The sequence below is a fragment of the Povalibacter uvarum genome, assembly GCF_014202975.1.
Taxonomy (GTDB): Bacteria; Pseudomonadota; Gammaproteobacteria; order Steroidobacterales; family Steroidobacteraceae; genus Steroidobacter; species Steroidobacter uvarum.
In genome coordinates this window covers 119,740-132,004 of the sequence record NZ_JACHHZ010000002.1, presented here as the reverse complement: position 1 = coordinate 132,004, position 12,265 = coordinate 119,740, and the positions used below count along the sequence as shown (strand labels likewise).

Here is a 12,265-nt window from a genome sequence, read left to right as displayed (position 1 = left end):
ATCCAATCAACGAATTGCGATGAAATCAGATGCGGGCATGGAACCAGACGTGGTGAGGCAACAGTGTTATCCGGCGCCGCCAAAAGGGCCGACAATCCGGTGATGATGAACGCTGATCGCCCCACCCTCTCGGACACGGCGCTGGTCGAGGCTGCCCGTGGGGGAGACATGCGTTCGTTCGAGCGGCTGTACCGGCTGCACTCGAGCCGCATCATGGGCATCTGCCTGCGCATGTGTCGTCGGCGGGATGTCGCGGAAGACTGCGTCCAGCAGACGTTCGTGCGGGCATGGCGGAACCTGGGCGCGTTCGAAGGACGCAGTGCGTTCAGCACTTGGCTGCATCGCATCGCGGTGAACGAGGTGCTGACGTATGCCCGGAATCACGGAACGCGCACCGAGACGAGCGATGAGGATGTCGAGGAGACCGCGGAAAGCGGGTTGGGCGGCGGCGGAGAGTTCGATGCGGGTGAAGTGGTGGACGTGGAGCGGGCGATAGCGGGCCTTCCCGAAGGCGCTCGACACGTTCTGGTGCTGCAAGCCGTGTATGGCTACAGCCACGAGGAAGTCGCCGACATGCTCGGAATCGCGGTCGGCACGTGCAAGGCCCAGTTGCACAGAGGGCGGAAGTTGCTGCGGGAAAGAATGGGATTGGAAGGAAGCGGTTAGCGGTTGGCGGTTAGCGGTTAGTTCAGAACAGAGAGCAGATCGGATTCAGAGTCAGAGAAGCAGCCATGAGCGGTAATTTCACAAACGGGCCTGGTCACGATCCCCTCGATCGTGCGCTCGCCTCGCTGCCGCGGGATGTGGCGCCGTCGCGGGATCTGTGGGCGGGGATTCGTGCCGACATCGAGGCGACGACGCCTGCGGTGGCGCCGGCTCCTGCCGCAGCGCCTTCGCACCGCTGGATGCGGCTTGCTGCTGGTTTCCTGCTCGTCATCGCCTCGTCCGTGACGACGTATGTCGTTACTCAGCGGTCCGCCGAAGAAAAGATTCAGCTGGCACGGGAATCGGCGCAGAAACAGTTGCTGACGACTTCCACGGTGGACGTGAAGCAGGCCAGCTTCGGCGGGCAGGCCTTGCTCGGCGCGGAGTACATGCGTGCACGCGAAGCACTCGATGCAGAGTTCCAGCGCCAGGTAGCGACGTTACCGCCGGTCGCGCGGGCGAAGCTCGAACGCAATCTCGCGGATCTGCGTCGTACGGCCAGTGAGATCTCGGCGACGCTCGCCGAGTACCCGAATCATCCGTTGCTGCAGGAACTGCTGCTGTCGACGTACCAGAACGAATTGGCGTTGCTCGCGAGCGTGTCGCACGTGAGCGTTCCGACCTTGAATCAACCCGAGACCCGTCTATGAGATCGATGGCTTCCTCACTCCGACTCACGCTCGTCATTGCGGCGCTCTGTGCGGGCAATGCGGCGATCGCCGATACCGTCGAACGGACCGTTCCGGCCGACGCACGCGGCGAAGTCGAAATCATCAACACGAGCGGCGATGTGCAGGTGCGCGGTTGGGATCGCGCCGAAGTGCAGATCCACGCCGACCTGGACGACGAGACCGAAAAGCTCGATGTCCAGAGCAGCCAGGGGCGCACGACGATCAACGTCATTCGCCGTGGCCGCAGCAGCAGCGGATCGAGCGACCTGATCGTCGAGGTACCGCGCGACAGCACACTGCTGGTGAAGACGGTGAGTGCGGACCAGACCATCTCCGACGTGCGCGGCGTGCAACGCCTGCAGGCCGTGAGCGGATCGATCAGCACCCGGGTCTGGGGCGAGGAAATCACCGTTCGTACGATCAGCGGCGATGTGATCGTCGCGGGTCACGGGACGACCAGCCGGACTGCCGTGAACACGGTGAGCGGCGACGTGAATCTTTCCGATGTTTCCGGTGAGCTGAACGTGGAGACGGTGACCGGCGACATGCAGATCCGCATGCCGACGCTCAGCCGGGGCCGGATCCAGACCACCAACGGCAATCTGAATCTGCACGCGATGCTGAGTGCCGATGCGCGCCTGGAAGCCGAGGCGATCAACGGCGACCTGAGCTTCATGTTCAAGCAGCCGGTCAATGTCGAATTCGATGTCGAGACCTTCAACGGCGAGATCGATAATTGCTTCGGGCCGAAGTCCGTGCGCACGCGCGAATTCGCGCCAGGCAATGCCCTGCGGTTCAAGGAAGGCAACGGCAGCGCCCGCGTCCGCGTGAAAACGCTGAACGGGGGCGTGGAGATCTGCAAATAAGGGGGCTCGTCCGTCATCCCCGCGAAAGCGGGAATCCGTCCGATGGACTCCCGCGTTCTCGGGGAGTGACGATAGATCCCACGTTGGCCTTTGCAGCGCAGTACAGTACGATGCGATCCGCATGGTCGCACCCGTCAACAGTGCCGAACACAAAACCCCGACCCAGTGGCGCATCCTTCTCGTCGATGACGAGCCAACACAGCGCCTGATCGTTGCCCGGCTGCTCAAACGGGCGGGGTACGAGGTCGATACGGCCGGGAACGGCGTGGAAGCGCTGGCCAAGCTCGAGACCGGGGATTTCCAGCTCCTGATCACGGACTGGGAAATGCCTGAGATGGACGGCATCGCCCTGTGCAGCGCCCTGCGTAAATCGGAAACCCAGGGCTACATCTACACGATCCTCCTGACGGCCCGCGATTCCATCGAGAACGTCGTGGCCGGCCTGCAATCGGGCGCGGACGACTATCTCACCAAGCCTGTGATCGAGCCCGAGCTCATCGCGCGACTCACGACCGGCAAGCGCATCGTGACGCTGGAACGCTCGTTGCGTGCCGCGATGGAAGAGAACCGTCGGATCTCGATTACCGATCCGCTGACGGGCGCGTACAACCGCCGCTACCTCATGGAACAGCTGCCGCGCGAGATCGACCGCTCGGCGCGCTACGGTCGGGAATTGGCCGTGATCATGTGCGACGTGGATCACTTCAAACGCATCAACGACACCCACGGCCATCTCGTAGGCGACGAAGTGCTCAAGTGGTTCGTTACGCAGCTTCAGACCGGCGTGCGTTCCGCGGACTGGATCGCGCGTTATGGCGGCGAAGAATTCGTGATCGTGCTGCCCGAGACCAACGTGATCAATGCGACGACCGCAGCCAATCATCTGCGCGAACAGATCGCCACGACGCCGTGTCCCGCCTCTGTAGGTCAACTTCCGATAACCGCGAGCTTCGGCGTCTCGGGCTGGAAGGCGATACCGCCGCAGGGCGCGACGCTGGATGCGCTGATCGCTGCTTGCGATGCCGGCGTCTATGCCAGCAAGTCCGCTGGGCGCGACCGCGTGACGATGGAAGCGATGGACTAGCGCTACTAAGCGGAGCGCGCCCCACGCGTTTCGCTCGTCTGCGCATGCAGGAACTGCGCAGCCCGCTGGAACTCCAGATCCAGACTCAACACCAGATCCTTCAGTCGCGGCTGATCGAGGCTGACCGCATTGGTTTCCAGCTCGAACGCCAGCACGCGCAGCGGCTCCGCATAGATGTTGGCACTCGCGCCCTTCAACTTGTGCGCGGCGCGAGTGAGTGCGCCGCGATCGAGGCTCGTCAGCGCGGCGTGGATCTCGAGCAGCACTTGTTCGCCGCTCGAGATGAAGGTCGATGCGAGCTCCTGGGCGAACTCGGGATCGCCCGCGGTGAGCTCGTGCAGGCGTGCAAGCTCCACAGGAACGTTCTCGGTACTCACCGGCGCGGTCTCCGCGGCTGCGGCGTCCGGCGCGACGCCGAGGCCGTATCGTTCGAGCGTTTCATGAAGGCGCGCGATCTCCAGCGGCTTCGACAGGAAGCCGTTCATGCCTGCTTCCAGGCAGCGTTCGAGCTGACCGGACATGGCGTTCGCGGTGAGCGCCACGATCGGCGTTGCACGCTGATTGAGTTCCTTCTCGGCCTCGCGAATGCGTCGCGTCGCCGTGAGGCCGTCCATCACCGGCATCTGCAGGTCCATCAGCACGATGTCGAAGCGGCCGTCGCGCCAGGCCTTGACGCCTTCGGCGCCGTTGTCGGCGACGCGGACCTTGCAGCCCATCCGTTCGAGGAAGCGCACAGCGACTTTCTGGTTGACCGCGTTGTCCTCGACCAGGAGCACGTGACCCTGGTAGCGCTTCGTTTTCTCGTTGCTCGTGAGCGTGCCGCGAGTGACGATCGGCTGGCTGCGCATGTGCCATTCCTTCGCATCACGCGAAAGCACGCGATCCATGCATTCGAACAGCTCGCGGGCGCGAATCGGCTTGGTGAGATAGCCGGCGAAACCGAGCGACGCGAAGCGCTTCATGTCGCCATGACGGTCGAGCGAGGTGAGCACGATGATGCGGGCCTGCGACAACGACTCGTCCTGGTTGATGCGTTCGCCGAGCGTCGCGCCGTCCATGTCCTGCATGCGGTTGTCGACGAGCACGACCTCGAACGGATGATCGTCGTTCGACGCCATGCGCATGAGGCGCAGCGCTTCCTCGCCGCCGCCAGCGAGGCTGACTTCGTAGCCGGCGTGCATGAGTTGGCCCGCGAGCACGCGTCGATTGGTTTCCTGATCGTCGACCACGAGCACGCGTCGGCCGAGCCGCGCCAGGTCGATCGGCACCGTCATCGTGGGCTCGTCCGCCTGTTCGAGCGGGAGCACGAACCAGAAGACCGAGCCCTTGCCGAGTTCGCTTTCGACGCCGACTTCACCGCCCATCATCTCGACGAGCCGGCGCACGATCGACAGTCCCAGCCCCGTGCCGCCGAAGTGGCGCGTCGTGGAAGAGTCCGCCTGTACGAATGGCTGGAACAGTGACTTGAGCGTTTCGGGCGCGATGCCGATGCCCGTATCGCGGACTTCGAACTGGACGAGCACTTTGCCGTCGCGGCGGCCGACCATGCACACTTCGATGACGATCTCGCCCTGCCGCGTGAACTTGATCGCGTTGCCGACGAGATTGATCAGACACTGCCGCAGCCGCTGCGGATCGCCGACGACGCGCGGCGGCACCTGCGGATGAACATGCACGACCAGCTCGAGATTGCGTGCGGCGGCCTGGAACGCCATGGCGCCGCCGACGTCTTCCACGTTCGCGCGCAGGTCGAGCTCGATCGCTTCGATGTCGAGCTTGCCGGCTTCGATCTTGGAGAAGTCGAGAATGTCGTTGATGACGATGAGCAGCGAATCCGCACTGCCGCGGATCGTCTCTGCGTAATCGCGCTGGGTGCGGTCGAGCGGCGTCTCGAGCAACAGGCCCGTCATGCCGATGATGCCGTTCATCGGCGTGCGGATCTCATGGCTGACGTTGGCCAGGAACTCGCTCTTCGCGCGATTGGCGGACTCGGCGGCTGCGGTGGCGCGCACGAGTTCGTCGCGGGCCTGTCGTGCTTCCGTCACGTCCTGCAGTGAGCCCGACAAACGCTGAGCAAGCCCATCCACGCTCTTTTCTGCACGTGCGCGTGCACGGTACCAGCGATAGGAGCCCTCACGCGTGCGCAACCGGACTTCCACGTCGTAGGGTTCATTGCGCTCGAGGTGAGCCTGCGTCGCATGGGCCACGACGTCCTGGTCCAGCGGATGCAAATGTTCGTTGAGGAAGCTCGTGTTGTTGGCGAACTCTTCCGGGTGGTATCCGAGCAGTTGAGCGAGTCGCGGCGAAGACCACGAGGTGCCGTCGCTCGCCATTTCCCACAATCCGTCCTGCGTACCGGCGATTGCACGTTCGAAGCGCTGCTGCGCCTGCTGGAGCGCATCTTCGGCGAGCTTCTGCTCGTGAATGTCCTGGATCGATCCGGACATGCGGCGCGGCTCGCCCCGTGCATCGCGTTCGGTGCTGCCGCGCGTGCGGATCCAGCGATACTCGCCGGACGCAGTCCGCAAGCGATGATCGACCACGTACGGGGTGCCGGCGACGAGGTGATTTCTCAGGATCGTGCGGCTGAGCTCGATGTCGTCGGGATGCAGATAGTGCTCCTCGACTTCCATGACGTTGCGCGGCAGCGCGCCGTCCTCATAGCCAAGCAATGCGTGATAGCTCTTGGACATCCAGAGCATGCTCGACGAAATGTCGAACTCCCAGTGACCCTCGGAGCTCGACAGCGAGGCGCGTTCCAGGCGGCGCTCGGCATCGTGAAGCTGCTGCGCCTGCTGCTGCAGTTTTTCCGAAGCCTCGACTTCGCGGGTGACGTCCCAGGAAGCGCCGAGCAGGCTGACGGGCTGGCCCTGCTCGTCGAAGATGAGCTTCGCGTAGTTCTGGACGTGCACGGTCTGTCCGGACGGGCCGATCGCGCGGTAGCGATAGGACATGCGGTCGGTCTGGGCCGCGATCGCCTTGCGGATCGCATTCGCCGCCACGTCCTGATCGTCCGGATGCGTGACGCGGAACAGCTGGTCGACACTGAGCGTCGTCAGGTCATCCGAGGACACCAGCGACGGGATCGGGTTCTCGACCCACAGGAACTCGCGCGTACGCAGATCGAGCTGCCACGAACTGATGTCGGCCACCTGCGTGGCGATGCTGAGACGATCGAGCAGCATGCGCTCGTGCGCAGCCTGCTCTTCGAGCTGCTTTGCGGCCTCGACCTCGCGCGTCACATCCCAGGTGACGCCGAGCAGGCGGGTGACCCGGCCGGCTTCGTTCAGGACGAGGCGGGCGCTGACCTGGGCGTACAGTGAGCGTCCGTCGATCGTCTTCGAACGATAGCGGTAGGAGAGGCGCTCCTGACGCTGCGCCACTGCCTGCTGCACGGCTTGAATGAACAGGCCGCGATCTTCCGCGTGCAACAGCTCCGCGAACGATTCCAGCGAATCGTCTTGCGGCATCAGCGCGCCTTCGAGCGGATTCTCGATCCACAGGAAGCGACGCTGCTCGAGATCGATTTCCCACGAGCTGATGCCGGCGGCCTGGGTCGCGATGTTGAGGCGATCCAGCAGCAGGCGTTCCTGCTCGGCCTGACGCTGCAGCAGGTCATTCGTCTGCACTTCGTTCGTGATGTCGATCGTCGAGCCGAGCAGGCGGATCGCCTGTCCGTCGCCGTCGCGGATGATGCGAACGTGCGATTGCATGTGCCGCACGAGACCATCGGGTCGCATCAGCCGATAACGATACGAATAGCTCGGCCGGTTCTCCGCGATCGCACGACGACCCGTTTCGATCAGGTCCGCCCGATCATCGGGATGCATCATGCGCGTGAGCGCTTCGCCATACTCCGCGATCGGCAGATCGGCGAGTCCGAAGGCCGAGATGCGATTCTCCGCCCAGACGAAGCGGCCGGTGCGCGCATCGATTTCCCACGGCGAGAAGCCAGCGGTCTGCAGCGCTGCGTTGAATCGCTCGACGACCGTGCGCAAGTCGCCCGCGTGTTCCTCCATCTGCAACGCACGGACGGTATCGTCAGTGACGTCCCAGGTGACGCCGAGCACGCGTTGCGGAGCCTTTCCGCCTTCGCGCAGCGCCCGCACGTGGGTCTGCATGTAGCGTTCTTCGCCGTCGCCGCGGCGGATGCGATAGCGGACCGATGAAACACTGCCCGTTTCGTCAGCCACGGCTGCGTCCACAGCAGCCTGCACGGAAGCCCGGTCCTCTTCGAGGACCATTTCGAGCAGCGCACGCGCATCGGTCGAGGGCGCAGCGCGGAACAGGGACCAAAGATGTTCGTCGATCGAGAGTTCGCGGGTCGTCAGGTCCAGGCCCCAGGTTGCCAGGCCCGCAGTCCGGGTCGTGAGGTGGAGTCGCTCGAGCAGATCGCGCCGTTCCTGCGGACCGGCGGCAGGGGTCGCAGCCTCAACCCTGCGGTTCTTGCCCAGGCGCAAAAAGGCGGGCGCAAGTCTCGCGAGTGCGAAACCTCCGGCCACCCCGCCGAGGACATACAGCAGCGTCGTCACAATGCGACCCTGGGGCGGATACGGCGAAGGCCCCTGCTAGAATCGACCGCTCCACGGGGCGGTCGTACGCGATGCGCCGACGCGGTCCGCTGACATGAGGAAGACCGATGCGGGTACTGAAGATTGCAGGCTACGTTCTCGGCGCGCTGGTGGCGCTCGTCATCGTGCTCGTCGTGTGCGTCATGTTGTTCGTCGATCCGAACGACTATCGCGACGACATCTCGGCTGCCGTGGAAAGCCGGACGGGCCGCAAACTTGCGCTGACCGGCGATCTCAAGCTGTCGGTGTTTCCGTGGATCGCGCTCGAGACGGGTGCTGCCACATTGAGCGATGCGCCCGGCTTCGGCGACGAGCCCTTCGTCTCGATCGACGGCGCACGTGTCAGCGTGCGGCTGCTGCCTCTGCTGCGCGGTCGTCTCGAGGTCGGCAAGATCAGACTCGACGGTGCGCGGATTCGGCTCATCACCGACGAGCAGGGACGCGACAACTGGGAAGATCTCGGCAAGCGCGACGAAACGCAGGCGCAGACCGAAACGGGCAGCGGCGAGCTGCCGACGATTGCCGGGCTCGAGATCACGAACTCGTCCGTCACGATGGAAAACCGGAAGGAGAAGTCGCGGCGCGTCGTGCGCGATTTCAATCTGGAAACGGGGCGACTGGCCTCCGGCGAGCCGTTCGATCTGAAGACCGGCTTCGTGCTCGATCAGGACGCCTCGCTGTCGGTCAAAGTGCATGTCGCGACCACTGTTACCGCGGATCTGGAAAGCAATACACACCGCCTCGCCGACCCTCGGATCGACATGACGGTGCAAGGCCAGGGATATCCCCCTGAGGGCATACCGGTGCAGCTCCACGCGCGGTCCCTCTCTGCAGATATCGGTCACGGCGTGCACCAACTTGACGGTCTGACGCTGACGACGACCTGGAAAGGTGACGGATTTCCCGCGGCAGGAGTGCCGGTCTCGGTGCAGGCGCAGCAATTGCTCGCGAATCTGGAGACGCAGACGCTCGATTTGACAGAATTTAGTGCGGAAATCGCCGGCGCAAAGCTGACCGGGGGCCTGCAAGGCAAGGAGATCCTGGACGCGCCCCAGCTGCGCGGACCGCTGCGCCTCGAGCGCATTTCCCCGAGGGAATGGTTGCCGAAGCTCGGTATCGAGCTGCCGGCGACGGCCGATCCGGCGGTGTTCAGCCAGCTCAGTTTCTCGGGCAACGTCGTTGCCACGAAGGACTCGGCGGGCCTCGAGGACGTCCAGCTCACGCTCGATGACACCACCGCCAAGGGTCAGGCCGGCATCGCCAATTTCGAGGCGAAGGCGCTGCGCTTCGATCTCGATGTCGATCGCATCAATGCCGATCGTTACCTCGCGCCCAAGCCCGCGGAGGCTGCGAAGCCGGCCAGGGAGGAAAAGGCGGAGAAGGCGCCTCCAACGGAAATTCCCATCGAGATGCTCCGCACGCTGAACGCACGCGGCCAGTTGCGAATCGGCGAAGCGATCTTCGCAGGCGTGAAGTTTTCGAAGCTGCGTCTTGGCGTGAATGCACGCGACGGCAAGGTGCGCCTCAATCCGGCGGAAGCATCGATGTACGGCGGCACTTATAGCGGCGACATCGGCATCGAAGCGGGCAAGGATGCGGCGCGCGTCAGCTTCAGCGAGCAGGTCAACAGTGTCGCGTTCGCGCCATTGCTAAAGGACATGTTCGAGAGCGAACGCTTCTCGGGCAAAGGCAGCGCGACTTTCAAAGGCACCGCCTCGGGCCGCAACACCGACGACCTGATGAACACGCTGAACGGCACCGTCGATTTCAATGTCGCCGAAGGCGTGCTCGAAGGCGCCGACCTCTGGTACGAAATCCGCCGTGCGCGAGCTGTGCTCAAGCAGGAAGCGGTTCCGGAACGCTCCGGGCCAGCCCGCACGACGTTCGATGCGCTGCGCGGCACCGGTGTTTTCAGGGACGGCGTCATGTCGAACAACGACCTCGATGTGTCGATGCAGTACCTGAAGATCGGTGGCAAGGGCACGCTCGATCTGCCGAAGAGCACGCTCGACTACCAGCTCATGGCGACCGTGCTCAAGATTCCTAAGGAGGGCGCGGACACCTCGCAGATGCAGGATCTCGTGGATGCCCAGATTCCCGTGAAAGTCACTGGCAAGCTGGACGATCCGAAAGTCCGTCCCGACATCCATGACTACGTGAAAGGCCGGGTGAAGGAAGAACTGAAAAAAGAAGAGGAGAAACTCAAGGAGAAGCTCGGGGAGAAATTGAAGGATCTGTTTACCAGATGAGCGATCGGGTGACGGGGTGACGAGGTGACGACGCGAGAGAAGAGTCGGCCCGGTGGGTGGTTCTGGTGCAGCGCCGCGTCACTGCTGCTGCCGGCAGCAGCTTCCGCTCTCGACATCGAGCTTTCCCAGGCCACGTATGTCGACAAGCACTACCAGTACGAGCTCGTTGCGCTGCTCGATGCGCCCGTCGATCGCGTGCAGGCAGTCCTTCGCGACTACACGAGCTATACCGAGCTCGATCCACGCATCCTCGAAGCGAAGATCATCGATCGCCCGGCGGACTATGTGACGACACTCGAGACGATAGTGCGTGCGTGCTTCGGGCCGTTCTGCCGCAACGTGAAGCGGGTCGAGCGAGTCGAGGAATCGCCCCTGGAGCTGGTCGCGACAGCCGATGCGTCGCGCAGCGATGTGAAGTTCGGGGAGACGCGCATGATGCTGTCCGTGACGGACGGGCGGACTCGCGTGAGCTATCGCACGAGTATCGTTCCCGACTTCTGGATTCCCGCCTTTGCGGGCCGGCGCTGGCTGCTCGAGACACTCGAAGACGGCACCATCGATCTCTTTCGCGGTGTGGAAGCAAGAGCGAAAGCCGATTCGCAACAAGGTCATTGATCGCATGTCCGACGCTATCCGCACCCTCGCGCCGAACCTGCTCGCCTGGTTCGACCGTGCCGGTCGCAAACATCTGCCGTGGCAGCGCGACACCACGCCCTATCGGGTCTGGGTGTCGGAGATCATGCTGCAGCAGACTCAAGTCGCGACTGTGATCCCTTACTACGAGCGCTTCATGGAGCGTTTTCCAGAGGTACGTGCACTGGCGGCCGCGCCGATCGATGAAGTGCTGCATCTGTGGACCGGGCTCGGGTACTACGCTCGCGCACGCAACCTGCATCGCGCAGCGCAGACAATCGTGAAAGAGTTCAGCGGAGAGTTTCCTTCGACGCTGGAAGCGGTTCAGGCATTGCCCGGCATAGGCCGTTCCACTGCAGGCGCGATCCTGGCGCTGTCGCGTGCGCAGCGTCACCCGATCCTCGACGGCAACGTGAAGCGCGTGCTGACGCGCTATTTCGGAATCGAGGGATTTCCGGGCGAGCAGAAGGTCGAGCGCGAACTCTGGCGACTCGCTGATCTGTGCACACCAACCGAGCGTGTCGGGAACTACACGCAGGCGATCATGGATCTGGGCGCGACGCTTTGCGTGCGCTCACGACCGCTGTGCACGATGTGCCCCTTGCAGGAGCATTGCGTGGCGCGCATCGAGCATCGGCAATCTTCGCTGCCCACGCCGAAGCCGAAGAAGGCACGCCCGCAGCGCATCGCCTACGCCGTCATCGCGATGGACGAGCAGGGTGCGGTTCTGCTCGAGCGTCGCCCGCCCACCGGCATCTGGGGAGGGCTCTGGACGTTCCCGCAGTTCGACGAGCCCGAAAGCGCACAGAGCCATGCAGCCGGCCTCGGCAAGCTGCAGGAACGGGAGACCTCGCTCGGGGCCTATCACCATTCGTTCACGCACTTCGATCTGACGCTGCATCCGATTCTCGTGCGGGCGCGCCCAGTGTCACGCGACATTGCCGATGGCGATCGTCATCTCTGGTATGACCCGAAGCGGCCTGCAAAGATCGGTCTCGCGAAGCCCGCGGTCGATCTCATCGCGATGCTCGCGCGAGCGCAACCCGAATGACCAAAGACGAAATCCTGAAATTTCAGCCGCCCGTCGCCGAACTGCTCGGGCGCGAAGTGTTGAGCGTCGATACCGAGAACGGCGGCGCCAGGCTGGGTTTTACGGCCCGGCCCGACTTCGCGAACCGTCATGGAACGGTGCAGGGCGGACTTCTTGCCGCGATGCTCGATTCCGCTACGGCACTCGCGCTCTACACCGTACTGCCCGCCGATCAGACGGCAGTGACCGTGAATCTCAACGTGACCTTCGTGAAGCCCGGCCGCATCGGGCCATTCATCGCGACGAGCAAGCTCGTCACGCGGGATCATCGCTACGGCGAAACGTCGGGTGAGCTGCATGACAGCGAAGGCGTGCTCGTCGCTACTGCAACCGCGAAGCTGCGCATCGTTCCGCGCAAAGCGCGAGCGCAGGCGGGCATCGCGGAGGAATAGGGAT

The 12,265-nt window shown here is 63.8% G+C and carries 9 protein-coding genes; 8 read left to right on the top strand and 1 reads right to left on the bottom strand.

The genetic code is table 11. The annotated features are described in order from the left end of the window. Positions 1 to 105 precede the first annotated feature (105 nt). From HNQ60_RS06850 to HNQ60_RS06835, 4 genes are all read left to right on the top strand, one after another. Positions 106 to 666 (top strand): RNA polymerase sigma factor, encoded by a 561-nt coding sequence (locus HNQ60_RS06850; protein WP_184330304.1) that lies wholly within the window; start codon positions 106 to 108, stop codon positions 664 to 666. 65 nt (positions 667 to 731) lie between these two features. Continuing rightward, complete coding sequence (locus HNQ60_RS06845; protein ID WP_184330303.1) at positions 732 to 1,355, top strand: hypothetical protein; 624 nt, start codon at positions 732 to 734, stop codon at positions 1,353 to 1,355. Positions 1,356 to 1,360: 5 nt separating this feature from the next. Continuing rightward, complete coding sequence (locus tag HNQ60_RS06840; RefSeq protein WP_184330302.1) at positions 1,361 to 2,242, top strand: DUF4097 family beta strand repeat-containing protein; 882 nt, start codon at positions 1,361 to 1,363, stop codon at positions 2,240 to 2,242. Positions 2,243 to 2,363: 121 nt separating this feature from the next. After that, positions 2,364 to 3,326 (top strand): diguanylate cyclase, encoded by a 963-nt coding sequence (locus HNQ60_RS06835; protein ID WP_184330301.1) that lies wholly within the window; start codon positions 2,364 to 2,366, stop codon positions 3,324 to 3,326. 5 nt (positions 3,327 to 3,331) lie between these two features. Here the strand turns inward: HNQ60_RS06835 and HNQ60_RS06830 are convergent, their stop codons facing one another. Continuing rightward, the gene (locus tag HNQ60_RS06830) at positions 3,332 to 7,858 is read right to left on the bottom strand and encodes a PAS domain-containing protein (protein ID WP_184330300.1); all 4,527 of its coding nucleotides are present in this window, start codon (positions 7,856 to 7,858) and stop codon (positions 3,332 to 3,334) included. A gap of 107 nt (positions 7,859 to 7,965) precedes the next feature. Between HNQ60_RS06830 and HNQ60_RS06825 the strand changes: the two genes are divergently transcribed. From HNQ60_RS06825 to HNQ60_RS06810, 4 genes are read left to right on the top strand one after another with little or no spacing between them, the layout of a single operon-like run. Next, a complete protein-coding gene (locus HNQ60_RS06825) occupies positions 7,966 to 10,146 on the top strand; it encodes an AsmA family protein (RefSeq protein WP_184330299.1) in 2,181 nt (726 codons plus the stop codon). 24 nt (positions 10,147 to 10,170) lie between these two features. Then, positions 10,171 to 10,761, top strand: a complete 591-nt coding sequence (locus HNQ60_RS06820; protein ID WP_184330298.1) for an SRPBCC family protein — start codon at positions 10,171 to 10,173, stop codon at positions 10,759 to 10,761. 4 nt (positions 10,762 to 10,765) lie between these two features. After that, a complete protein-coding gene (gene mutY, locus HNQ60_RS06815) occupies positions 10,766 to 11,830 on the top strand; it encodes an A/G-specific adenine glycosylase (RefSeq protein WP_184330297.1) in 1,065 nt (354 codons plus the stop codon). Further along, positions 11,827 to 12,261, top strand: a complete 435-nt coding sequence (locus HNQ60_RS06810) for a PaaI family thioesterase (protein WP_184330296.1) — start codon at positions 11,827 to 11,829, stop codon at positions 12,259 to 12,261. Before mutY ends, HNQ60_RS06810 begins: the two co-directional genes overlap by 4 nt. The last annotated feature ends 4 nt before the right edge of the window (positions 12,262 to 12,265 follow it).